Annotated in this window: 20 protein-coding genes; 7 read left to right on the top strand and 13 right to left on the bottom strand. The window is 54.4% G+C overall.

All coding sequences use genetic code 11. The features are described from left to right. Window positions 1-10: 10 nt before the first annotated feature. The 8 genes from LEPIL_RS08850 to LEPIL_RS23915 all read right to left on the bottom strand — a co-directional run bounded on the left by LEPIL_RS08850 (window position 11) and on the right by LEPIL_RS23915 (window position 10,162). On the bottom strand, window positions 11-1,417 hold the full coding sequence (locus tag LEPIL_RS08850) for a cbb3-type cytochrome c oxidase subunit I (protein WP_002771968.1): 1,407 nt from the start codon (window positions 1,415-1,417) through the stop codon (window positions 11-13). 2 nt (window positions 1,418-1,419) lie between these two features. Beyond that, window positions 1,420-2,352 (bottom strand): cytochrome c, encoded by a 933-nt coding sequence (locus LEPIL_RS08845; RefSeq protein ID WP_002771967.1) that lies wholly within the window; start codon window positions 2,350-2,352, stop codon window positions 1,420-1,422. 17 nt (window positions 2,353-2,369) lie between these two features. Next, window positions 2,370-3,629 carry a hypothetical protein gene (locus tag LEPIL_RS08840; protein WP_002771966.1) on the bottom strand — a complete coding sequence of 420 codons (1,260 nt, stop codon included), beginning with the start codon at window positions 3,627-3,629 and terminating at the stop codon, window positions 2,370-2,372. 12 nt (window positions 3,630-3,641) lie between these two features. After that, window positions 3,642-4,241, bottom strand: coding sequence for a c-type cytochrome (locus tag LEPIL_RS08835; RefSeq protein WP_002771965.1), 600 nt, complete (start codon window positions 4,239-4,241; stop codon window positions 3,642-3,644). Window positions 4,242-4,243: 2 nt separating this feature from the next. Further along, window positions 4,244-4,855 (bottom strand): DUF3341 domain-containing protein, encoded by a 612-nt coding sequence (locus LEPIL_RS08830; RefSeq protein ID WP_040919960.1) that lies wholly within the window; start codon window positions 4,853-4,855, stop codon window positions 4,244-4,246. Window positions 4,856-4,967: 112 nt separating this feature from the next. Then, window positions 4,968-6,368: an NrfD/PsrC family molybdoenzyme membrane anchor subunit gene (gene nrfD / locus LEPIL_RS08825; RefSeq protein WP_002771963.1), complete on the bottom strand. Its 1,401-nt coding sequence runs from the start codon at window positions 6,366-6,368 to the stop codon at window positions 4,968-4,970. 14 nt (window positions 6,369-6,382) lie between these two features. After that, window positions 6,383-9,565 carry a TAT-variant-translocated molybdopterin oxidoreductase gene (locus LEPIL_RS08820; protein ID WP_002771961.1) on the bottom strand — a complete coding sequence of 1,061 codons (3,183 nt, stop codon included), beginning with the start codon at window positions 9,563-9,565 and terminating at the stop codon, window positions 6,383-6,385. Window positions 9,566-9,598: 33 nt separating this feature from the next. Continuing rightward, the gene (locus LEPIL_RS23915) at window positions 9,599-10,162 is read right to left on the bottom strand and encodes a cytochrome c3 family protein (RefSeq protein WP_002771954.1); all 564 of its coding nucleotides are present in this window, start codon (window positions 10,160-10,162) and stop codon (window positions 9,599-9,601) included. A 354-nt stretch (window positions 10,163-10,516) separates the two neighbouring features. On the opposite strand from LEPIL_RS23915, the gene clpB reads away from it, so the two are divergent. The 3 genes from clpB to ltrA all read left to right on the top strand — a co-directional run bounded on the left by clpB (window position 10,517) and on the right by ltrA (window position 15,708). After that, a complete protein-coding gene (gene clpB / locus LEPIL_RS08810) occupies window positions 10,517-13,084 on the top strand; it encodes an ATP-dependent chaperone ClpB (RefSeq protein WP_002771952.1) in 2,568 nt (855 codons plus the stop codon). 237 nt (window positions 13,085-13,321) lie between these two features. Beyond that, complete coding sequence (locus LEPIL_RS08805) at window positions 13,322-13,681, top strand: DUF1493 family protein (RefSeq protein ID WP_002771951.1); 360 nt, start codon at window positions 13,322-13,324, stop codon at window positions 13,679-13,681. 665 nt (window positions 13,682-14,346) lie between these two features. Beyond that, window positions 14,347-15,708 carry a group II intron reverse transcriptase/maturase gene (gene ltrA / locus LEPIL_RS08800; RefSeq protein WP_002769328.1) on the top strand — a complete coding sequence of 454 codons (1,362 nt, stop codon included), beginning with the start codon at window positions 14,347-14,349 and terminating at the stop codon, window positions 15,706-15,708. Between the two features lie 146 nt (window positions 15,709-15,854). Here the strand turns inward: ltrA and LEPIL_RS08795 are convergent, their stop codons facing one another. The 3 genes from LEPIL_RS08795 to LEPIL_RS08790 are packed head-to-tail and all read right to left on the bottom strand — an operon-like array spanning window position 15,855 to window position 18,174. Beyond that, a complete protein-coding gene (locus LEPIL_RS08795; protein WP_052608254.1) occupies window positions 15,855-16,985 on the bottom strand; it encodes an EAL domain-containing protein in 1,131 nt (376 codons plus the stop codon). Between the two features lie 3 nt (window positions 16,986-16,988). Beyond that, the gene (locus LEPIL_RS21900; protein ID WP_052608253.1) at window positions 16,989-17,888 is read right to left on the bottom strand and encodes a PAS domain S-box protein; all 900 of its coding nucleotides are present in this window, start codon (window positions 17,886-17,888) and stop codon (window positions 16,989-16,991) included. Then, window positions 17,872-18,174: a hypothetical protein gene (locus LEPIL_RS08790; protein WP_078123444.1), complete on the bottom strand. Its 303-nt coding sequence runs from the start codon at window positions 18,172-18,174 to the stop codon at window positions 17,872-17,874. Before LEPIL_RS08790 ends, LEPIL_RS21900 begins: the two co-directional genes overlap by 17 nt. A gap of 547 nt (window positions 18,175-18,721) precedes the next feature. Here LEPIL_RS08790 and LEPIL_RS08785 point away from each other — a divergent pair. Continuing rightward, window positions 18,722-19,222: a hypothetical protein gene (locus tag LEPIL_RS08785; RefSeq protein WP_002771948.1), complete on the top strand. Its 501-nt coding sequence runs from the start codon at window positions 18,722-18,724 to the stop codon at window positions 19,220-19,222. Between the two features lie 31 nt (window positions 19,223-19,253). Here LEPIL_RS08785 and LEPIL_RS08780 read toward each other — a convergent pair whose 3' ends face one another. Continuing rightward, window positions 19,254-20,246: a tetratricopeptide repeat protein gene (locus LEPIL_RS08780; RefSeq protein ID WP_002771940.1), complete on the bottom strand. Its 993-nt coding sequence runs from the start codon at window positions 20,244-20,246 to the stop codon at window positions 19,254-19,256. Between the two features lie 247 nt (window positions 20,247-20,493). Here LEPIL_RS08780 and LEPIL_RS21895 point away from each other — a divergent pair, with 247 nt between their 5' ends. Next, window positions 20,494-21,978, top strand: a complete 1,485-nt coding sequence (locus LEPIL_RS21895) for a hypothetical protein (RefSeq protein WP_002771939.1) — start codon at window positions 20,494-20,496, stop codon at window positions 21,976-21,978. Further along, window positions 21,978-23,255 carry an adenylosuccinate synthetase gene (locus LEPIL_RS08770; protein ID WP_002771937.1) on the top strand — a complete coding sequence of 426 codons (1,278 nt, stop codon included), beginning with the start codon at window positions 21,978-21,980 and terminating at the stop codon, window positions 23,253-23,255. The genes LEPIL_RS21895 and LEPIL_RS08770 overlap by 1 nt, the downstream gene beginning before the upstream one ends. Here LEPIL_RS08770 and LEPIL_RS08765 read toward each other — a convergent pair. Beyond that, the gene (locus tag LEPIL_RS08765) at window positions 23,247-23,639 is read right to left on the bottom strand and encodes a DUF2784 family protein (RefSeq protein ID WP_052608252.1); all 393 of its coding nucleotides are present in this window, start codon (window positions 23,637-23,639) and stop codon (window positions 23,247-23,249) included. The two genes, LEPIL_RS08770 and LEPIL_RS08765, sit on opposite strands and share 9 nt — an antisense overlap. A 76-nt stretch (window positions 23,640-23,715) precedes the next feature. Here LEPIL_RS08765 and LEPIL_RS08760 point away from each other — a divergent pair, with 76 nt between their 5' ends. Next, on the top strand, window positions 23,716-24,492 hold the full coding sequence (locus LEPIL_RS08760) for an alpha/beta fold hydrolase (protein WP_157135045.1): 777 nt from the start codon (window positions 23,716-23,718) through the stop codon (window positions 24,490-24,492). Window positions 24,493-24,516 lie beyond the last annotated feature (24 nt).

The following is a 24,516-nucleotide window of genomic DNA, read 5'->3' as shown; positions in this document are numbered from 1 at the left end:
TGTTTCTCCCTCAAGCTGCCTTGCTCTCAGCTGTGAGAGCGGCATCGCCTTCTTCAAAGAACGATCCCATAATGGGGAAGAAGGCGACAAAGATCAGAAGCTTCGCAAGCAGGATCACTCCGTTCAGCGAGGCGACGTATTGAAGAGCGGTTCCGCCTTTTACAAAGGAGCTGACCGTCGAAACGGCTGCCCAGGACGGATTCTTCAGAGCGGCTCCGTCTTCGGTCATACCAAGAGCGGCCATGCCTTCAAGCAGGCCCTGGATCAGCGTAACCGGAAGAATCAGAAGCACGCCCGTCGAGAGCACGGCCAGCACCCAGCCCGAAGGACCGTTTTTGCCGTTCGACGAGATCATCGCCGCCGCTACAAAGAGCACGATCAGACCGGCCGTCGTGGCGGTGAAGAACGGATCGGCGTCGTTCCATGCCGTATACTGCAGATAGTGTTTTGCAAAGGGCAGTCGGGTAACGAACTGCAGCACCGTGATCAGCGTCAGGAACGTACCGCCCAGTCGGATCGCTGCCACAACGCCGTCAGAGGCTGTGCCTGCAGCGGCCTTGAAACTCTGATGAAGATTCACCGTTCCGGCAGCGACAGAGACGGCAAGGGCTGCCGACGTGTAGGCGCCGAGGATCTGCAGCGTTTGCGGAGCAACGGAGTAGAGAAGCGCTCCGGCGCCGGCAAGCGGAATAAAGAGAATCGACACAAGCAGCTGGAAGCGCACGGCAGGCTGGCTCTGAATCTCAACGCCGAACTTCTCGGGCACAGCCTGATACAGGATGGTGAGAAGCGGCAGATAGACGAAGAACATCAGCACGGCCATGCGGTAGTATTCCTGCACGACGGCGTCCTGGATGCCCGACGTCGGAGCGACGGCCGTAATCAGCGAATTCGGGAATCCGAAGTTGCCGAGAAAGAACGAGACGACCATGCCCGAAAGCGTCACAAGCTGGAATTGAGCGGCAGCAGAGAGCTTCTGTCCGTTCAGATTGAAGATCGAAAGGCCCAGCACGATGGCGATTGAAAGCAGGATCATGTTGTCGGTGTGGAAGTTCATCTCGCCGTATTCACGACCGTCGGCATAACCGGCGGCGATGAACACAAGACCGATGCCCAGACCGATCTGAAGAAGGAAGAACGACACACGGGCGATCATATCAATCTTCTGCTTGCCGCCTTCTGCATTCAGAATGCGCAGAGCATAGGCCAGGAAGAACGACAGAAAACCGCCGAAGATGGTCATATTGGCAGCGATGGCCTTGAGAAGGCCGTATGAGAGCGGAGAATCGCTGCCCGGAACGGAGAACATCATCTGCATTTCATTGAGCAGTCCGGCTGTAAGACCGAGAAAGGTCCACACGATACCGGCGTTCTTGAAATACACGATGGATTTGGAATAACGATCTGTCTGTATCATGGTTACTTTCCGGTGATGGATTTAATGTAATCGGCCAGAAGCTCCCACTGCTCTTCAGTCAGAGCATGCGACTTCTGTCCGAACGCATCCTTATCGTTGTGTGCGGAGCTCAGAGCTCCGGCTGAAAGGGCGCCGACCTCGGCCAGGTCACGGATGGAGGCATGAACGGGCTTCAGGCGCGGAATGCCGCCTTTGCCTTCGCCTTCACCGGGCAGGGCGCCGAGATGAACGGCTCCCTGAGAGCCTTCGCCGAATACGCCGTGGCAGGACTGGCAGTTGCTTTTATAGAGAGCATATCCCTCTGCCTGGCTGTCCTGTGCATGAAAGGCGCCTTCGCGACGCGAATCCGAAACGGGAACGACGGAGATCTCGCTGCTCGGCGTGAATCCGGCCTTCGAAAGAAGGGCCTCAAGAGCAGGCGCTTTTTCTCTTTCTGCTGAAGGCTTGTTATCGCCCATATACCAGCGACGGCTATTCGAATAGGCGGCCTGAATCTCTTTCATAGCCGCTTCGCTTGCCGTCTTGCGACGAGCTTCGTCAGAGGACGGCTTGCCAAGCGAATAGAGGAAGTTCGCCATCGCCCAGCGAGAGCGGTCCGTATGGCTCTGGTAGGCATGAGCCGACGGCAGAGATTTCGTTTTCTCGGTGCCGATCGTGATCGCCTTGAAATAATCCAGCACCGTTTTGTCGGGAGACAGAGCGGCTGTGAAATCGGGAACGGCCAGTCCCTGTTCTTTCAGAGAACGGGCCTCGGGCCCGTTGCCGTTCCAATCCGTTCCGTGGCAGGACTTACAGTTCGCCTCAGAAACGTTGTAATAGAGAGAACCGTTGTGAAGTGCCTCTGCGGTCGCTTCATAGATCGGAGTCTCTTTCTTGCACGAGGCAAGCAGGGCGATCGTTGCCATGCTGCCGATGATCGTATTCCTGTAGTTCATGAGTTCCTCTTCTTCGATCAATGATGGGAGTGCAGGCACTCTTCAAGTCGCGGATCCTTAACCGGGATCAGCTTCGCACGGCTCAGTCCCCATGCCGTGGACAGCATGAAGGCGCCGACCAGCAGAAGCAGAGGTCCGAGTTCCTGAATCGAAGGCCAGATGAAGTGGCCGCCGTCCAGCGTCGGATAAAGCACCCAGTACATATCGAGCACCTGACCGACAAGAACGACGATGGCGTTGATGGCCAGCCAGTTCAGGTTACGCTTCCATTCCCGCTTGATCAGCAGGAAGAAAGGAAGAATCCAGCGCAGCATGACGATGACGAGCGACATGAAACCCCATGCGTTGTAGGTCATATCGTCGTTATACATACGAGTGTGGTAGAAGATCGTCTCTTCGGGAATGTGCGCATACCAGATGAGAAGGAACTGCGAACCGAGGGCGATGTAAGCCCAGCCGGCCGTAAAGCCCCACAGCCATTTGCCGAGGTCATGGATATGCTCGGTGTTCACGGATTCGGCAACATAGCCGGCACGCTTCAGATACCAGATCCACAGGATCATGGCGGCGAAGACGCTCAGTCCAAGGCCGGTGAAGAAGTAAACCGCCCACATCGTCGAGAACCAGTGCGGTTCCACCGACATGCCAAGGTCCCAGGACGAAACCGACAGCGTCAGTCCGAAGACGACCATGAAGCCGGCAGAGAGCTTCACAAGAAGCGACGTATGCTTGAACTCACCGTCAGCATCCTGTTTTACAGAGGTCTTCCAGAAAAGGAAGCCGAAGCCGATCCAGATCAGGAAGATAACGATGTTCCTGATTATAAAGGACGTCTGGTTCAGGTAAGCTGCCTTCACTTCGAGAAGCGCGTCCTTCGGTTCGCTACCGGGAACGTAGGTCGCCCAGTGGTGGAACACATCTTTCATGCCGAAGAGAACGACGGCCAGGAAGACAAGAAGCACCGGAAGAGACCAGAAGAAGGACTCGGACAGGCGACGGACGGTCGTGCTCCATGCCGCACCCGAAAGGTGGTGCAGCGCGGTGAAGAAGATACCGCCCAGGGCGACGGGAATACCGACAAGAAGCGCCAGGTTCATCGACATGAAAAGACGCGGATTGCTGTAACCATGGCCTTCCTCATGCGGAACTGAGCCATGCCAGGGAGCGATGATCTGATACGCGATCAGAAGTAGGCCCAGGCCCATCAGGCCCAGAGCGACGTTCCGGAACATCGGAGAGATGCGGAACTCCAGTTTATCATTACCGGGAAGATGCATTGCAATAACTCCTTATTGTTTCTGAAGCAGGCGGATGTAGTGAATGATCGCCCAGCGGTTCTCGGGAGAGATCTGAGCGGCATACGGCTTCATCCGTGCGCGGCCGACGGTTATGATATGGAAGAACTTGCCGTCTTCCCAGTCGAGCACCTGCGACTTGCCTCCTGCAAGAGCAGGGATGTCGGCAAAACGAGGCGTAACGGGGCCGTCGCCATGACCGAGCTGTCCATGACAGACGCCGCAGTAGATGTTATACTGCTTCTGTCCGTTCTTCAGAACTTCAGCCGTCGCCATCAGAGGATTCTTCAGCTCACGGGCCGGCGTTTCGAAGTCGCCGCTATCATAAAGGTAGGGCTGATAGTTGCGCGGAACCGTGCCCTGAGGTGGAACACGAAGACCGGCGCCAGGCCCTGACCAGACTTCGATGTTATCAGCGCCTTTTGCATAGGTGCCGTCGAAGCTACGATTCAGAGTCGAAAGGTCCTCTTCCTGCGCCTCGACAGCCATGTTATCATGCATGTCGAGGAAATAATGAGCGCCTGACTTATTGCCCGAGTAGTTGCACGAGGCCAGCAGGGCGGCCGAAAAGGCCAGTACTGTATAACGTTTCATATTCACTTCACCACCGTGATTTCTTCTGCTCCGAGCTCGCTCAGAAAGCTTTTCACGCCTTCTTCGCTGAAGTTCGCGGAATCCGAGGGAATCCAGAGACAGAATTTGTCGTCCGTAATCGAAGGATGCAGGATCTTACGACCCGGCATCGGCAGTCGTGCCAGCGCCATCAGAGCGCCGACCGTGCCGATGGCTCCGGCGAAAAGAACCGTAAGCTCGAAGGCGATGGGCAGCATGGCCGGCCAGGAGTAGGTCGGCTTGCCGCCGTAGTTAATCGGATACGAGTTCAGGTTCGGCATCGCATCGATGGCATGTGTGATCGTTACCGGAATGACCATCTCATGCACGTTCAGCTGTAAGAATATGGCCGTTGCCAGACCGACAAGTCCCATCACAAACGTAACATACGGGATTTTCGAGCGCTTCAGGCCCATGTCGTATTCCAAGCCGTGCACGGGAAACGGAGTGAGGCAGTCGAAGTTGGTAAAACCTTTCTTCACCGTCTCTTTTGCCGCATGCGAGATCTGCTCGGGAGTGCTGAACAGACCGAATACGCCGTTTGTCGTTTCGCGGTAGGTGTATTCGAAGGTCTTTTCGATCAGACCTTCGACCATCTCAATCTGCTTTCCGAAGAAGCGATCCAGCGCTCCTTCAAGCTTCTCAAGAGCGGGTTCGAGTTTCTTATTGATGAATTCCATTGGATTCCTCTCTTCTCCAGGCTACGGCTTAATGACCGAAGCCCTTTGCTCCTGGTGATTTGATAATGGTTTTCACCTCTGCCATGGCGATTGCCGGGAAGAACCGGGCATAGAGCAGGAAGAGCGTGAAAAACAGACCGAACGAACCGAGCAGGATGCCGAATTCATGCGGAGTCATGATGTAAAGATCCCAGCTGGAGGGCAGGTAGTCGCGGTGCAGCGAGGTGACGACGATCACATAGCGCTCGAACCACATGCCGATGTTTACGAAGATCGATACGATCCAGAGGAATACGGGATTGGTGCGCAGCTTCTTGAACCAGAACAGCTGCGGAGAGATCACGTTACAGCTGACCATGATCCAGTAAGACCACCAGTAGGGTCCGAAGGCACGGTTCAGGAAGGCGAAACCTTCAAACATCGATCCCGAATACCAGGCGATGAAGAATTCCGTACTGTAGGCCAGACCGACCATCGAACCCGTAAGCGTAACGACCTTCGCCATGTTCTCGAGGTGCTTGATCGTGATGTATTCTTTGAAGTTGAAAACCTCACGCATAACGATGAGCAGCGTAAGAACCATACCGAAGCCCGAGAAAACGGCGCCGGCTACGAAGTAAGGAGGGAAGATCGTCGTATGCCAGCCGGGAATCACCGAGGTGGCGAAGTCGAACGAAACGATGGTGTGAACCGAGAAAACGAGAGGCATGGAAAGACCGGCAAGGATCATCGCCGTCGCTTCATAGTGCGACCAGGCTCTTGTTGATCCGACCCATCCGAATGAAAGGACGGAGTAAACGGCCTTGCGAGTTTTCTGCCACCAGTTGCTTTCTTTAACACGGTCACGGATCGAAGCGAAGTCGGGAATCAGACCGATATACCAGAACACCAGCGAGGTGATGAGGTAGGTCGAGATGGCGAACATGTCCCACAGAAGAGGGGAGCGGAAGTTCGGCCACAGCGTTCCACGCTCGTTCGGCAGCGGAAGGAACCAGATCATCACCAGCCAGGGACGACCGACGTGGATGAGCGGGAAGATACCGGCGCAGGCCACGGCAAAGATCGTCATGGCCTCGGCCGATCTGTTGATCGCCATACGCCACTGCTGACGGAAGACGAAAAGGATCGCCGAGATCAGCGTACCGGCATGACCGATACCGATCCAGAAGACGAACGTAATAATGAAGGAGCCCCAGCTCACCGGCGTGTTAATGCCGATGATACCGATACCTGTCGAAATCAGGTAGGCGATCTCGGCGCCAAGAAGTCCGAGAAGGCTGAGGGCGATCAAGAAGCCTCCCCACCAGAGTTTGGAGGGGAAGGTTTCGACGGGCTTCACGACGTCGTTGTTAACGTCTTTGTAGGTCTTGCCACCCTGCACGAGGGTGGGGTTCAAGAACTCTTTCTGTTCTGCGGTAAGATTTGCCATGTTCTTCGCTCGCCTTAGATTACTTTATTTCTGACTTTCGCCAGATAGGTGATCGACGGATTCGTCGCCAGGAAATCGAGAACCTTGTAGCCGCGATGATCGGCTGCAAGCTGATGAACTCTGGAATCCTTATCGTTGATATCACCAAAGGTGATGGCATTCGACGGGCATACTTCCTGGCAGGCTGTCTGCACGGAGCCGTCGACAAGTTTCTTCTGTCCTTTAACCTTCATGTCCTGACGGGCACGGTTCAGTCGGTGGATGCAGAGAGAGCATTTCTCAATCACACCACGGCGACGAACGGTTACGTCGGGGTTCAGTGCGAGCTGCTGCGGGTCACGCAGATGACGGACCAGCCCTTCCATATAATCCCAGTTCTCGAACCAGTTGAAGCGGCGCACTTTGTAAGGGCAGTTGTTAGCGCAGTAACGAGTTCCGACGCAACGGTTGTAGGCCATGACGTTCAGGCCTTCAGTGTCGTGGGCCGTGGCGCCGACGGGGCATACGTTCTCGCACGGAGCATTCTCACAGTGCTGGCAGAGCATCGGTTGATGCGCAACGGTCGGATTCGCCTCTGATCCGCTGTAGTAGCGGTCGATGCGAAGCCAGTGCATCTCACGGCCCATATAGACCTGATCGGGACCGACCATCGGAATGTTGTTCTCGATGTTACAGGAGGTTACACAGGAACCGCAACCGGTGCAGCCATTGAGGTCGATGACCATGTGCCAGCGGATGCCTTCGTACTTCCAGCCCGTCATGATAGCGGCGTTGTCGGGATAGTGAACGCCTTCAGGCTTGTAGATCTCTTCGTTTTTCGGATCTTTACGGTAGTCCTCAAGCGAGGCCTCACGAATCAGCGGGCGACCATATTGTGCGGATCCGTCATAGGGGGCTCCGCCCACAGATGGGGCATGCTCGGCGTGATTGTCCTTTTCCGTAGTGCTTGCAGGAGCAAAGAAGGCACGATCTTCGGTGTTGCGTCCGCTGCGATATACGGTTTGCGTATTGGGCAGCTTGATACGATCGCCGGTAGCGACCAGTCCGCCTTCTTTGGCAAGCTCAAGGCCGGATAGGATCAGCGAATCGGTGCCGACTCGAGCAAGCTCGATGGCATTGGCGCCACGCTCGTCGCCGATCTTGCCGGCTGCGGTGCGGCCGTAGCCAAGGGCGATCAGAATGGCCTCGGGGTGAATACCGGGCTGCAGCAGCACGGGCACCTTTACCGAGCCGGACGGCGTCTTCACTTCGATCACGGAGCCCTGCTTCAGCTTCATCTGACGGGCCGTTTCGGGCAGGATGACGGCATAGTTCATCCAGACGCCTTTTGTTACAGGCTCGGGAAGCTCCTGACGGTAGGCGTTGTTGGCGCCCGTACCATCGAGGACCTGCACGTTGTAATAGAGACCGACGCGCAGTCCAGCTTTCGTTTCGGGAGAAACGGGAAGCGCCTGCAGAGCGGCCGTATTGAAATTGCGATTGGCTGCCTGGCCTTTCAGCGACGTGGAGGCGAGGAATCCTGCCTGCAGCGTCTTGATCCAGAAATCGTTGAACGATCCTTTTGCGACGTCGGCCCAGCGAGATTTCAGATACTCGTGGAACGAAGAGGCGCCGCCAAGCGAACCGCCGGCGATCTGAATCAGATAGTCTTCAAGCGAACTGGTGTTATACAGCGGGCGGATGGCCGGCTGTACGACGGAGCGCACGCCTTTCACGATTTCAACATCGCCCCAGCTTTCGAGGTAATGCGAAACGGGCAGAGCGGCCTTCGCCGCCAGGGTCGATTCGTCGATGTGATCGGTGATCGAAAGAACGTAGTTGGCGTTCGAAAGGGCTTCTTTTACTTTCAGCGACGAAGGCAGGTGATACACGGGATTGGCGCCGGCCATGATAACCGACTTCACCTTACCGTTCTGCAGATCTTCGACGAGCTCAAGGATCTCTTTCTCAGACGAGCCAGCCGAAAGACCGAGCGCATGAGCATGGTCCACGGTCACGCCGTCGTTTTCGAGAATGGAGTTGAGAAGGTTGACGGCGATGGCAAGAGCGGCTGCCTTACCGACGGCGCTCTGCGGCGATCCGCCGACGACAAGAGAGCGTCCGCGATATTTCCACAGCGCATCAGCGGCCGAAGAGATGGCCTGCGCTTCAATACCGAGAGCCGAGGCGACCTTTTCGGGCATATAGTTCTTCAGCAGATCAGATACCTGAGCGTTGCCGGCAAACTTGCCCTGCTTCAGACCGTTGTTGATATGAGCGGCAAGCGAAAGAGCTACGGTAACGGCATCGCCCGGACGGATCGGAACGCGTGATTCGGCGTTTGAACCGGTTACGGTGAACATCGATTCAAAGGCGATGAGAGAGTTATACTTGCTGCCTTTTGCGCGAAGATCACGGCCTCTCATGTAGTCGGCCGTATAAGCCGAAGAGCCCGGCATCGTGCCCATGAAGTCGGCTTCGATCGTAACGACGAGCTCAGCGCGATCAAAACGATAGAAGGGAACGATACGGTCGCCGTAAGAAGCGGCCTGGCCTTCAAGGATCTGACGCAGCGTCGGATCGGGGCGCATTTCAAGATGACGTCCGCCCGGATTGCTCTTCAAGAAGTCGGCAATAAGAGCCTTCGTCGAAGGGGAGTTGATCGGCCCGGTCAGGATGACGTAGTTCCCGGCCTTCACGGCGCTCTGCGCTTCGGCGATGATGTCGTTCTGGGCAGCGCGACGCTTGCGACCGTTACGCAGCGTTACCGGATAACGCAGACGATCGGGATCATAAAGATCCATCAGCGAGGCGACTTCAGTGGCCATAACGCCTCCCCGTGTGATGGGATGGTCGGCGTTACCGGCGATCTTGATGGGGCGGCCTTCGCGGGCGTGAATGAGAATACCGGTGCCTTCAGGAGTGGCAGAGGCGTAGAAGAGCTTCTCGCCCGGAACGTATTCCGGCGCCTGCACGACGGCGGGAACGATCTGCTCGGTCGGACGACGGCAGGCAGCGGAAAGCATGACCGCGCCGGCGCCCATAATCTTCATAAAATCCTTACGTGAGAATTTCTGTTTCTCGGCCTCGTCGGCCATTTCATTGCGGGACTGTTCGAATTCGGGAGATCTCCAGGCGTCGGCTTCGGGCAGAACTCTTTCTTCAAGTGACTGCCAGTACTTTCGTCTGGATTCAACAGCTTGTTTTATCGGGCTCATGAATCTGTCCTTTTCTATGTTCTTTCGTCAGTATCAGTAGTGGCAGGTACCGCAGCTGGTAATGCCCACCATCGTGTTGTTGCCGGCCGGATGCTCCTGCTCCGTATACATACGGTGGCAGTTCACACACCATCCCATGTTGAACTCGGCGACGACTTCAACTTTGTCCATCTTCTCGACGGAGCCGTGACACTGAACGCAGTCGAAGCCGCGGGCGACGTGTGCCTTATGGCTGAAATGCGCGTGGTCGGGAAGGTCGTGAACCTTATTCCATCGCATGGGTACGCCCTGCGCGAAAGAACTACGCAGGTACTGGATGTCCGGACTGTCAGATGCGATCTGAGAGTGGCACTTCATACAGGTTGCCGTATCGGGAATTCCGGCATGTTCCGATTTATCAACCGAAGTATGACAGAACTGGCAATCGACACCCACTTCGCCCGCATGGATCTTGTGGCTGAATGGGATCGGTTGATCGGGTGCATACCCCTGATATTTCGTAGGGTAGCCGTAAAGATAGTAGATTCCGCCAAGAAGGAGGAACAACAGCAGGAATTTCAAACCGTGTTTCTGGAGAATACGTGTTAGTGGTGCCATCTGGCCTGAACCTTTTTCTTCCGTGTATTTGGGGATTTAGGTAGACTTCGCCCGATACACAAATTTCTGAAGAAGTCCATCGTGTCAATAGAATCGGACTTTTTAAGCCGGATTCGTTTAGAAAGTTTATCATCACTCTGACAGCACTGACAGGTCGCTGTCTTTCTGGCAGCAACACCGTCTGCCGCGGGCAGAGAAGAAGGACTTTCGGAGCATATTTGCGGGCATGTTTTTTGCTTTCTGTTCTGTCGATGAGAAGGATGTGTACTGATGTGGAATGGTTCTATTGAATTCTCTGAAGTATTAAAATAAGAAGAAACCCGGTTATACCCTACCGGGGTGGAGTAGTTGATTATGAGACTCGATAAGATCACAACAATGGCGTCGCAGGCCGTAACATCGGCACAGCAGCTCGCTCGCGATAGACATCATGCCGAACTTACACCGGAACATCTTCTGTATGAAATATTACGTCAGAAGAACGGTATCGGACCGATGCTTCTTGATCGACTCGGTCTATCGGGTGATTCTGTGATCGCTCCGTTGCAAGCCGCTCTTGAAAGACTTCCACGCGTGGAAGGGCAGGAGGACGTGAGGCCATCATCAACGTTCGTATCGCTGTGGCAGAAGGCCGAAAAGATCGCAGAACAACGCTCAGATCAGTATCTTTCTAACGAACATGTGCTCATCGCCTATCTTGAAGACCGCACACAGAAACATTCTCAAGAACTGTTGAGAACGGGTCTTACTCCGGAGGCGGTTAAAGAAGTACTCAAAGATCTTCGCGGAGATCGACCGATAACGTCCGAGAACCCCGAAGATACTATGGAGGCGCTTGAAAAGTATGCGCGCAATCTGAACGAATCTGCGCGAAAGGGCAAGCTTGATCCCGTCATCGGCCGCGACGAAGAGATCCGTCGCATGATGCAGGTGCTCACGCGACGCACGAAAAACAATCCTCTATTAATAGGGGAACCGGGTACCGGTAAGACCGCCATCGTCGAAGGCATGGCGGGAAAGATTGTCGCCGGCGAGGTTCCGGATGGGCTGAAAGACAAAGAGATCTGGGCCCTTGATCTCGGCAGTATGGTCGCCGGTGCGAAGTATCGCGGCGAATTCGAGGATCGCCTGAAAGCGCTGCTCGATGAAGTCACCCGCTCTGAGGGAAGGGTCATCCTCTTTATAGATGAGATTCATACGATTGTGGGAGCCGGCGCCGCCGAAGGCTCGCTTGATGCTGCGAATATGATCAAGCCTGCTCTTGCGAGGGGCGAGCTGCGCTGTATCGGCGCCACGACCCTGAAAGAATATCAGAAGCACATTGAGAAGGATCAGGCGCTGGAGCGCCGTTTTCAGCCCGTCTATGTGAAAGAACCGAGCCTTGAAGAGACCGTTACGATCCTGCGCGGATTGAAAGACCGCTATGAGTTGCATCACGGCATCCGCCTCACTGATGGCGCGATCGTTGCCGCCGCAAAACTCTCGGATCGCTATATCACCGACCGCTTCTTGCCCGACAAGGCCGTCGACCTGATTGATGAGGCGATGAGCAAGATGCGCATCGAGCTCGATTCGCTTCCCGAAGAACTCGATAAGATCTCGAAGCGATTGCAGTCGCTGAAGATTGAGCGCGAGGCCCTGAAGCGCGAGAAGGATCAGGCCTCGAAGCATCGCCTTGAAATCCTCGAACAGGAGCTGGCCGATCTCGAAGAGGAATTCCAGCAAAAGAAAGGCGTCTGGGATACGGAGCGTCAGGACGTTGAGAAGGCGAAGGCCATCCGCGAAGATATCGAGCAATGGCGTATTAAAGAGAAGGAATTCGAGCGTGTCGGTGATCTGAATAAGGTGGCCGAGATCCGCTACGGAAAGCTTACCGCCCTTGAAAACGAGCTGAAGCAGATCGAGAAGAACATCGAAGAAAGCCAGAAGCAGTATCTTAAAGAAGAGGTAACCGACGAAGACATCGCCCTTATCGTCAGTCGCTGGACGGGCATTCCCGTATCAAAGATGATGCAGGGCGAGAAAGAAAAGCTGCTGCATATCGAAGAAGAACTGCGCAAGCAGGTCGTCGGCCAGGACCCGGCCATCGAATCGGTCAGCGAGGCCATTCTACGCAACCGTTCGGGGCTCTCTGATCCGAATCGGCCGGTCGGTGTATTCCTCTTTCTGGGCCCCACCGGCGTCGGCAAAACCGAAACGGCCAAAGCGCTCGCTCGATTTCTCTTCGACGACGAGCATGCCCTCCTGCGCATCGACATGTCGGAGTATATGGAGAAGCATGCCGTCGCCCGTCTGATCGGTGCGCCTCCTGGCTATGTAGGCTATGACGAGGGCGGACAGTTAACCGAGGCCGTGCGTCGCCGTCCGTATCAGGTCATCCTGTTTGACGAGGTGGAGAAGGCGCATCCCGAAGTATTCAATATCTTTTTGCAGCTCTTTGACGACGGACGCCTGACCGATTCGAAGGGCCGCACCGTGGACTTCAAGAATACGATCGTCATCATGACCTCAAATATAGGCTCGCACCACCTGATGGATCTCAGCCGTACGGCCGAGGAGCGCGAGCGACTGATCCAGGACGATCTGCATCGCTTCTTCAGGCCTGAGTTCCTGAACCGTCTCGACGACGTCATCTTCTTTAATCCGATATCAGAAGAGTCGCTTCTGCATATCGTGAAGATCCAGCTGAAGCAGCTTGTCGATCGAGCCGCAGAGCAGGGGCTTAAAGTTAAGATCGAGAAGCCCGTGCTTGACTGGCTGGCGAAGCGGGGCTACGATCCGCAGTTCGGCGCCCGTCCGCTCAAGCGCCTGATCCAGCGCGAGGCGGGCAACCTGCTTGCACGGTTTATCCTGGCCGGCAACTTCGATACCGAAAGAGACTATGTCTTGAAGGCCGAGGGCGAGGCGTTGAAGCTGGTATAGGCGGTTGTCCACGGGAGAAGAGGAATGGGTTAATCGCGGAGGGCGCTGAGGGCGCGGAGAACAGAGGGGCATGAGGGGGCTCTTTGATCGAGAAATTAGCGAAAGCCCCCGGATTTCCTCTGTTCTCTTCTCCTCCTCCGTGCCGCCGTGGTTAATCTTCTTCAGGTTTTTTGTGAACGCATTTGATGGTCCACGAAAAGCACGAAAAGGCACGAAAGTCGATACAGGATGGTATTAATGATGACGATGATCTCCTCTGCATTCGCAAGTTTAGTTTCCGAGATTACCAAGGTTCCGGAATCAGATCTACGGGGTGATATGGATGTCGTTTATGATTTAGGTCTGAGCGGTGATGATTTCGATGAATTTATTCTTGCCTACTCCCGACGATTCGGCGTTGATATTTCTTCTGTTGATTGGAATGCCTACGTCAGCAACGAAGGTATTGTTATTAGCGAACTGGCTTCCTGGGTGGTGGATAAATTGAGGGGAAGAAGGCCAACGCAACCGCCACCACTTCGCCTTATTGATCTTGACGAAGCGATAAAAACCGGGAAGCTAATCGTTCGTCAGAGTGAAGAAAAAAAACCAAGATAGTACTACGTCAGTCTAATTTCTGAGGGACAGAAAACTGGTAAACCTGGCCTCTACTAAAATTCATCTCAGCAGGCATTTCTCTCCTGGGCCGGCCGTGAGGTAAATCTCTTCAGGCCGAGTTACGAGGAACGAGATCGGTATCAATGATCCCGTTAATTCGCCGCTGTAGGCCCACTTTTTCTTCCTCCGTGCCTCCGGTGCGCCAGGATAAGCCTGTGTTCTCCCGTGGGTTGAAAGGTACCCACCCCGCAATTAGCCATTCGGCGGGTAGTGAAGCGTGCATCTGCTGGAGTAATCCATTTGGGTGAAGCCACGCGGATCAAATGTAAGGGCCGTAACAAAAGTGAACCGACATGAGCCTCGTTACACCATTAGCAGCGGCCAGCCTCTCGGAGTTGGTGAAGCCTGACACGGTCGGGGAAGCAATGGTTAGCACCCGACTGGCTGCTCGGGGTCAGAGCGGATAGCACTTGCAGAAGGAAGACATGAGGAACCTGGGAGGCCCGGTGAGGGATTCGGCAACGAGTGACAGGAATCCATAACTGTGACTCATCCTCATCGGGAGTCGGAGGAGTCCATAGTAGCGAGGAAGTCGGGTAATTCCGGTGGAGCGAAGGGACTCTGCCGAAAACAAGTTTGGATAAGAAAAGGAGTAAGACCGCTTGATGGAAACATCCTCTACGGAAGAAGGAAAGGGAACTGAGGCAGCGATACCGCTTAACCAGAAGGGACTTTCCGAGAAGCTCGCTCTTTTGAGATCGAAACTCTATCACAAGGCGAGGAACGAACCACGCTTCAAATTTTACGTGCTTTATGATCGTATCTTCAGGATGGACGTTCTGGAGGCGGCGTATTCACGAGTGAAAGCGAATCGCGGTTCTCCCGGCGTTGACGGGATAACCTTCAAACAAATTGAGAACAGCAAAGGAGGTGCGAAAGCATTTCTTGAATCGATACAGAAGGAACTGAAAGAGAAGACGTACAGACCAAGCCCGGTCCGCAGGAAGTATATTGCGAAGCCGGATGGAAGACGCCGTCCTCTTGGCATTCCGACGATTAAAGACCGAGTCGTGCAAATGGCGACTCTCCTGATTATCGAGCCTATCTATGAGGCTGATTTTCTCGACTGTTCCTACGGGTTCAGACCGAAAAGATCTGCACATACAGCGCTCGCAGAAATCAGAAGTCATATTCTGTCGGGTTTTCAGGCTGTATATGATGCTGATCTCAAAGGATACTTCGATTCCATCCCACATGACAAACTGATTCTCTGCGTTGAGCAGAGAATCAGTGACAGGTCGGTCTTGCGACTGATCCGGATGTGGTTGAAGACGCCTGTGGTTGAACCCCCCGACGATAAAGGGAGTCCACCACGCATCGCAAGATCGAAACAGGGAACGCCTCAGGGGGGAGTGATCTCCCCGCTGCTCGCGAACCTGTTTCTACATTACTTCGATAAGGTGTTTCATGGTCGTAACGGACCCGCTGTGTGGGCCAACGCAAAACTTGTTCGTTATGCGGATGACTTTGTCGTGTTGGCCCGGTATCAATCGGATCGCCTCACCGATTTTGTTGAGGGATTCATTGAAGCCCGCATGGGTCTTAAGATCAATCGTGACAAGACGAAGACAGTCAACTTGAAGGAGAAGAAAGCGAGTCTGGATTTTCTCGGGTTTACCTTTCGGTTTGATCGCGATCTCAAGGGCAGAAATCGAGACTATTTGAATGTGTTACCCTCTAAGAAAGCCGTGCAGCGGATGCGGGATAGGCTTAAGATCATGACGGGCAAGAAGATGTGCTATCAACCTATTGATGAGATGATAGGCGGTATCAACAGAACCCTTGTCGGCTGGTCAAATTATTTTCGCTTCGGTTATCCAGCGGCTTCCTTTAGAAAAGTCAACTCCTATACAGTTCATCGCTTAACAGTGCATTTAAAGAGAAGAAGTCAGCGTGGTTTTCGCCCGCCGAATGGTGTGAGCTTCTACTCCCAGATAAGCAAAATGGGACTGCTCTATCTCAAATGAATACGCTCTGGGATGGTCTGTTTTCGGGAAAGCCGGATGCGGGAAATCTGCACGTCCGGTTTGACGAGGGGGAGGGCTGCCGGGCTTCCGGCACCCTCTCTACTCTACTGGTTAACCTTCTTCGGCTTTGTCACGGGATGAGTCTGTCAATTCCGCGCATCGCCTTTCGCCAGCATGGCCTCCATATTCTCTACGGGAACGGGAGGGGAAAAGAAAAATCCCTGGACGATGTCGCATCCGCCTTCTTTGAGCAGACTCCATTGCTCGGCGTTTTCGACGCCTTCGGCAACGACCGATAATCCGAGATCATGGCCGAGGCGTATCACGCCGTGTACGATCGCCGTATCGTCGGCGGAGGATTCCATCCCACGCACGAAGCTCTGGTCGATCTTGAGGCGAGAGACGGGAAAGCGCTTCAGATACGATAACGAAGAGAAGCCAGTACCGAAATCGTCAAGGGAGATATGAAAACCGCTATCGCGTAATCTCTTCATTGAAGCGATAGCCAGATCGGCATCGCGCATCACGGCCGACTCAGTTATCTCAAGATCTATGTTTTCAGGCGATATCCGGTTAAGCGTTACCAGCTTTTTCAGGGTATCTACAAGGTCGGACTGGTAAAATTGTATCGCCGATAAGTTGATGCCCGTCGTAAAACCCGATTGTTGATTCCATCGTGCGGCCTGGCTGAAGGCCTTGTTGAGAACCCACTGGCCGAGCGGAAGCATGAGGCCTCTGGATTCGGCGATCGGAACGAAGACCGCAGGCGATAGTCCGCCTTCGAAACCCGGCCAGCGCAGTAACGCCTCTGCGCCGATCAGTCTACCGTCGGCAACGTCTATTTGCGGTTGATAATATAGCTGAAGATCGTCGTTCAGAAGGGCGGAACGCAAATTTTCAGCGACCATATGCTGCCATCGAAAACGATCGTGCAGGTCTCTGGAATAAAAACAGAATCCGTTGCGACCGTTTTCTTTTGCCGCATAAAGCGCCATATCGACATTCTTTAAAAGCTCTGCCGGATCGTTTCCGTCATCCGGGTACACGGTAATACCCAGGCTTGCTTCAGTATAGATTCTGGCACCATCGATATGAAACGGCGTCGCCCTTAAGTTTTTTAGCAGCCAATCGGCTATGATGGTCGCCTCCTCTTTTCTGGATAGCCCCGTTATGAGGATCATGAATTCATCTCCGCCGATTCTGGCAACCGTAGCGTCGTTTCCCACGCTGTTCTGGATCCGCTGCCCGACATCATATAGCAAGCGGTCGCCGATCAAATGTCAGTATGTATCATTGACCATCTTGTAGTTATCCAGATCGAGCATGATCAGTGCGCCTTTTCTATTCGACCTGCGTGAGACCTCTGTGTTCCCTGTGATAGCGATGGCCTCTACTGAATCGATGCTTTCCATTCGCTCGATGCTCTCGGCGCTATCAATTGCGGCGATCGCCGAACGCAGGCGATGCTGCAGCAATCCGCGATTGGCCAGCCCCGTCAGCTCGTCATGTGAGGCCATAAATTCGAGGCGCTGACGGGCCTGTACGGATTCTGTGATGTCCAGACCGATGCTCCAGTTCGCCCAGCCAGAAACGGGATATTTACGGGAAATGTTAAACCAGGCTACGTGTTTGCTGCCGTTGCGGCCGACAATCGTCCGAATGGAATGCTGATAATCCCCTCCGCCGTTCGAACATTCTGCGAGGAAATCTTCGCGCTGCTGCGCTTGGGGAAACAGTATCTGTAGATGGTCGGTTTCCGCTATCTCGTCGATGGAATAGCCAGTTACGGAATGCGCTTCTCTATTCCACGCAAGGATTCTGCCGTCAGAATCATGTGCCGTCAGCAGTACTGGCATGTTTTCAACTATATCGCGCAACCGCTTCTGGCTGGCGGCGAGATCTCTGCGATGGCGGCTTTGCAGCACGACATAGAAGAGCATTCCCCAGAAGGCCGGCTGAAGAATCTGCAAATAGTCGCTCCAATCCTCAGAAATCTCTGATAGATGGTCGTGCCCGATCCAGGCCATAAAACTCAGTGTGTTAATAAGCGCTGTTGTAGAGCAAAGGATGAGTACAATCCAGCGCTCGCCGGCGCTGAATGAAGCATGACCGTTTAAAGAAAAACGAATCAGTGCTACGGTTGCTGCAAGAGCGCCCGCCAGGTCAAGCGCGCTTATCATCCGTTTGCTCCTCATGCTTTGACGAGAAAGCAAGGCTGCACCAGGCCAGAAGCAAAATGCCGTTCAGTGCATAGCCCGTATGTTCGAGCACATTGAAGAATTCGTAAAAGAAGAGGTGTTCCAGATTCGTCGATGTCCAGCTCGTCCAAACAGAAATGTAGGCGGCAAAGAGCAGGCGAGGTGAGGGCAGATGGTTGATTTGCTCTCTGTAGATGTGAAGAAAGGAAAGCACTACCGTGCCCAGCAGCCAGACCAGAATTTCGTTTTCGTGAAGAGGCATTTCCATTGTTTTCGCATGTGTCGTCGGGCGGCTGGGGACGACCTTCTCCATTATTACCCTGTGTTTATATCGGGCGTATCTCAAGGAAGCTCGTCCTGATAAAAAAAGTCAATTAGAAAATTTGATAGGAGCTGGGCTCCGGAATACTCGTTCAACGCGGTGGTTCTACTTTGTACTGACAGACACATCTCGTGTAGCCAATCATAGTCGGAACGAGGTTTCACAGCTCGTCCTTCCGAATCAGCTTACACGTTTCGAGCGTTTGGAGGCCTTATTTGCGAATTGTTGACAGCGACAGGCCCCGGATTCGCGAAAGAACTCCGGATTTACTCTATTTTTTCCTCCTTTGATTTCCTCCGTGCCTCCGTGGTTAACCTTCTTCGGGGGTTTCCTGGAAAAGCAAGATCCCCGACCTTTCCACAGAGATGGCCGATCCAGTTCAGGATTCATCCCTTCACATCTCTCAGCTCGCGATCGATCGCATCAAGCTCGGCAAGCAGCGCGGTCAGATGCGCATAGACGGCATCCGGTCCTGTGCGGCCGATCATGCCTGATGCTGGAGCATTCAAAGAAACGGTCAAGTTTTCTTGTTCCCGATTCTGCCAGTGTTCGCTATTCTGTTCCCGTGTTTCATCGCGACTACACGATCCGCCTGCTTCAGCAATTCGTTATGTTCCTCGCACGTCTTGCCGGCTTCGTAAAGAAAAACGATCCGGAGTCCATTGCTCTTGAACTTGAATCCGCCTTTCACAATTTCCTCGGCCTGCCGCGCAACCTTGTTCTGCGATTGGATGCCGATGCGTTGCTGCACATGTTCTCCGTAACCGGTGAGCTTGACGCCGATCGCGCCGTGATTGCCGGCCTTCTTTTGCGAGAGGAAGCGGATCTTGCGCGAAGGTTGGGCTCGCCCGACGAAGCCGCTATTCTTGATGAGCGGGCCTATCGCCTGATCGATGCCGGGCGTTCCGGATCGTTAAGCGCCGAGCTGCGAGAATACCTTACGGCAAGCCAATCCGAAAAGGAATCAAAGAAACAGGAATCGGAAGGCCTGTAGCCGTAACGGCAAGAGCAGTTCGAGCGGCGGATCAATCGGCAAGCAGGCGTGCTATGCGCGCCGGCGGAGTCTTTCCGTCACGGGCGATGAGTTCGGCGAAGGCTCGGTACTGAACCCTGGCCTCTTCTTTCTGTCCCGATTCCCATAGAAGATCGCCGTAGAAAAGACGCATGTCGGGCGATTCCGTATCGCGTCGTACGAGCTCTTCGACGATTGCGATGGCATCCTCTCTCTGGTTCATGCGCTTGAGGATCTCTGTATAACGCAAAAGCAGAGGGGCGCTATCGGCGACGGGAACGGCCAGATCGTCAAGCGCCAGTATCCATTGAGCGGGTAGAGACGGATCTCGCTCCGTACCGGATATGGCGGTACTGAGCCGCGTGATTAACAGAAACGTATTCTCGATCAGTGGCTTGCAGGGCTGACGGTCGCATCGCTTCATAGACTGGTTCATCAAGCGATGGATGCGTTCTGCATTCACATACTGGTAGGCGAACTCGATGCCCGAGAAATCAAGCGCGTTCAACGCATCGCGATTTCCAGAGAACACCAGCTGCGTCGCTTCTTCAAGCAGCTGTTCGGTCGGGTCATACTCGCGTTTCGAAGCGAACCTTGCCTCTCCTTTTTCAAGCTCAAAGTGCTGCTCTACAAGTTTATTCGAAAAAGGCGGGCTTGTACGAATCTCGAAAGACGCCTCGCCGCAGTCGATGGTCGTTTTCGTCGGATTCAAGGCATCGCTTATGGCAAGCTCTTGCAGTTGATCGGGATGCTCGGGATTGATCTGTAAAAACGCACGTCCGTCGCCAAGGACAAGAACACGATAGGCCTCGCCAGGACAGCGTAGAGCCACGGCGGTGTCGATATCTTCACTGGAAAGTTGAACGGGGATAGAAGGATTGCTGGAGTCCGTTTCAGACGACTCCGTAACCGGATCTGCAAGAACCGGCTGGCCTGCAAGCCAGAGAGAGAGGAAGGCGACTTCGACCAGAGATCGACGCTTTCCGTGCAGAGGAGACTCAAACATGAATGACCCTCAGGTTCATAAAAATGCCCTCCGTAATGCCGACAAGTCCTTTTTCAGTATCGGACAGCGGCCCCGGAACGTAACGGCAGGACGGTTTTTTTGTAGAAGACCTTTGATAGTGCCTCTCCTGATGCCTCTTCAACGGGATGCGTCAGGGAAACCGACTTGACCTGCTTTGCGTTGCACGGTCAGATGCGGTTCTATCGCTTCATTATTTACTATTTGGTGGTATCAGTGGGAGGAAAGAATGGGATACGGCAATTACAGTCTTGATGTGGCGCGACAGGCGCGCTCCACGAACCGCGATGCCTTCACCTATGCAGGCGTAGCACATACGGCATCAGGTGAAGAGATACGAGGAGTGCATCCGCTGCTCGATATAAAAGGGCAGATACGCGAATGCATGAACCGAACTCCCATCGTCGTCGCCCTTGATGTGACGCGCTCGCGCGGCAACGACTCGAAGATCGTCTACCAGAAGCTTCCCATGTTTATCGGAATGATCGAGATGAAGGGATACGTCGAAGGGGCGGCCATGAGCTTTGCCGGCATCGGGGATGCGACGGCCGGCGACAGAGCGCCCGTGCAGATCAGTCAGTTTGAAGCCGACAACCGTCTTGACGAAGCTCTTTCCAGCCTGTGGCTTGAAGAAGGCGGTGGAGGAACGGGACAGGAATCCTATGAATTGATCGCATACTATTATGCCAGAAAGACAAAGCTCGAATGCCTGAATGAAGGGCGCAAAGGCTTTCTGTTTTTCGTCGGTGATGAAGGGTTTTATCCGAAAGTATCGAAGCATCAGATTGCCGCTTATATCGGCGACGATGTGGCCGATGACATCGATTCTAAAGAGATCTTCGCCGAGCTACAGCAGAAGTATCATGTGTTTTTTATTTATCCGCAGAAAGGCTTCGAGGATCGCAAGGCCGATATCGACGCCGAGATTCAGCAGCGCGTCGAAGCGGCCGGCGGTCAGTATCGCAACGTCGATGTGCGCGCATCGCTGATCTGGAATAACCGGAACGACCTCGATCTTCATGTGATCGCTCCATCCGGTGAAGAGATCTATTATGCGCATAAACAATCGGCCTGCAAAGGGTGGCTTGACGTCGATATGAACGTGTCAGGCGAGACGACGAAGCCCGTCGAGAACGTGCGCTGGTCCGAGGGCGAGGCGCCTTCGGGAAAGTACACGGTCTTCGTGCAGAACTATCGCTTTCATGAAAGCCCCGGACCTACTCCTTATCGCGCCGAGGTCGAAGTGGGCGGCGTTATCAAACGCTTCAACGGCATCATCGGCGGAAAGGGCGAAGCGGGGCCTGATTCCAATCAGCTGATTTATGAGTTTCAGTTTGATCCGTCGATGCGTAATCGTGCCCCGGTCGATGAAACGCCCGCCGATCAATACGCCAACTATCGCGACGACGTTATCCTGGCCCAGTGGGCTTCGGTTATCCCGGAAGAGCATATTCTGCGCATCGATGATCCTCATTCCATCCTCGACGTCATGCTCGGCGCGCTCAGCCTTGTTGGTGGAGCGAACGATCTGGAAAGCTTCATGGGCGATCTACAGGGAACGGAGCAGACGGCGGCCCGGCTTGCCGGCACGCGAAAGGCCCTCGCCGGATTGTCGGCTATGCCGGGTGTTAGAAGCGCCGCGCGAGTAAGCAGCGATAGCATTCCGAAATCTGAGGCCGACAAAAAACGCGGAGGAAGCTCGAAACGTCTCTGATGAGAGCCACCATCGTCTGCGGGCTGGGATTCGGCGACGAAGGGAAGGGCGAGACGATCGCCTATCTCTCGCGCCGGGTCCGGCCCGACCTGGTCGTCCGCTTTAACGGCGGAGCACAGGCCGCCCATCACGTTAAGCATAACGGAGTCCGATTTCGCTTCTCGCAGTTTGGAAGCGGCAGCTTTGAAGGCGTACCGACGCTGCTTTCGTCATTCACGTTTGTCGATCCTCTTCTATTGATAGACGAAGCCGAGAGGCTGAAAGGCGCCGGCCTTGCCTCGCCTTTTTCGCTGCTTCACGTTGATGCAGAGGCCGTTACGCTCACCGCCTTTCATGCCTATGTGAATCGCATCGAAGAGCTGAGTCGGGCCGAAGATCGGCATGGAAGCTGTGGCCTCGGTATCGGAGTGGCCTTTCAGGACGAGCGAAGCGGCGCTCCGACGATGCGCTTTGCAGATCTGTATGACGTTTCGCTTCTTCGGCGGCGTCTGCAACAGATTCGCGAACATCAGATTGAGCGCGCTCGCAGTGTTATGGGTGCGGCGCCACTCTCAAAACAGATAGAGGAGCTATTTACCGATCTGTGCGAGCCTGCCATGCCAGAATTTCTTGTGCAGCGTTATACAGCCGTTGCGCGCCTTGTGCTATGTGTGGATGGTCTTGCAAAGATCCGGGAGTCCTCTACTCTTCTATTTGAAGGGGCGCAGGGCATGCTGCTTGATATGGAGGCCGGCTTCTTTCCCCATGTGACGCCGTCGCATACAGGACCGCGAAACGCCGAGCGACTGCTTGATGCGGCCGGCTTTACAGGCGAGCGCAGAACGCTGGGCGTGATACGCACGCTTCCCACGCGGCACGGTCATGGGCCGTTCCCGACCGAAGATCCTGCGCTGTGTTTTGAACGGGATAACAACCTTGAGCCCGGGTTTCAGGGAAACTTTCGCGTAGGCCATGCCGATCGTCTGCTTCTGCGTTATGCGCTTGATTGCATGCGGCCCGACGGCATCGTTCTCACGCATACCGATTACCGCCCGGATCGAATCTGCGTCGCCTATAAAGAGCAGTCCGGGGCCCTCGTAGAATCCATAGCCGATCTGCCCGAGCCGAAGGCTGATGCTCTGAGGCGATGCCGTCCGGTATATGAGTCCGTTGAGATCTCGCCCCCCGGCGATGTGATCGCGTTGTATGAAGAGCGGATGCTTGATCGCAATCCCGTTGTGTTTGCATCGGACGCGCCGGGTCGCTTTATAGAGCGGAGCTCGATGATTCTACGGTAACGTCTGTCTGATCTTTATGTTTCGCAGGACGGAGGCCAGCAGGGCAAGGGCGTAGGTCGTACCCGTAATCCAGTCCGCCGTCGCCGTCGCAATGCGGATGGACCAGATCTCTTCGATGAGAAAAGCGATGTACGAAACGGGCAGGTTGTAGCGACCGAGCCGTTCAAGAACGCCGTAATGCCAGTCCGTGAGCGGACAGTATCCTAACCCATAAAAGGCGCCGAGCACCGTCCAGGAGAGGCCTGTAGCGACGAGTGTGATCAGGTTCAGGCGAGCGGTCGGTCGTGGAATCCAGCCGAGTACATTGAATAGGATTAACGCGATATGAAACGTCTGAAACGTATAATGGTAGAATTGCAGCATGGCATCTGACTCGAAGGGCATATTACATTGTAGAACAAAGGGCAATACCGGAAAGATTTTTTGCTTCGCAGCAGGGCTGCAAATCCTACAACGGCTCGTGCTCAAACGCTTGCTGATATTGTTCTGTCTGTTGATGCCGGCCTTTGCGTTGACGGCCGCTCCGCTAAAGCTTTATTCCTATCGGGATAAGGGTTATTCGGTCGGCGTTCTCGAAGGCGGAAGGGGCCCGCATGTGCTTCTCGTTCACGGTCTGGGCGTGAGCCGGGCTTCGATGCAGAAGCTTGCCGGAGTGATGGCCTCTTCGGGCTATCATGTGATCCTGCCTGATATTCCCGGCCAGGGAACGACGGAGCGCGATGAAAGGCGCAAATACTCGGTGGACGCCCAGGCTCGTTTTTTAAAACGCCTGCTCGATCATAAGCGCATCGATCGGGCGTTTGTCATCGGTAACTCGATGGGCGGTCATATTGCCGTCAGTCTGGCTTTACTTCATCCGCAGAAGGTGAAAAAGCTCGTTCTCATCAGCCCGGCCGGCCTTCAGAACGGCGGTCCTCTTCCATACTATAAGCTTGAGATTCCCGAAGACCTCGAAGAAAAGAAAAAGAAGAACCTTGAGTGGAATAACTACGTGCGGCGAGATATTCACGCCGGCATGCATTATCCGATTGATCCGTACCTCGCCGGAATTCAAAGCCCGACTTTGATCGTCTGGGGCGAAAAGGATGAGATTCTGCCCGTCGATCTCGCCCCTGTATGGCATCGTCAGATTCGGGCGTCGCGTCTGATCCGACTTGAGAATCTCGGTCATATGCCGCAGGATGAAGATCCGGAGCTTTTTCTGGAGCAGATCCGCTCCTTTTTGAAATCCGGCTGAACTTTGCCGATACTTAAACCGGGT

Source organism: Leptonema illini DSM 21528 (assembly GCF_000243335.1).
Lineage (GTDB): Bacteria > Spirochaetota > Leptospiria > Leptospirales > Leptonemataceae > Leptonema > Leptonema illini.
This window is presented reverse-complemented; position numbering and strand designations above follow the sequence as displayed.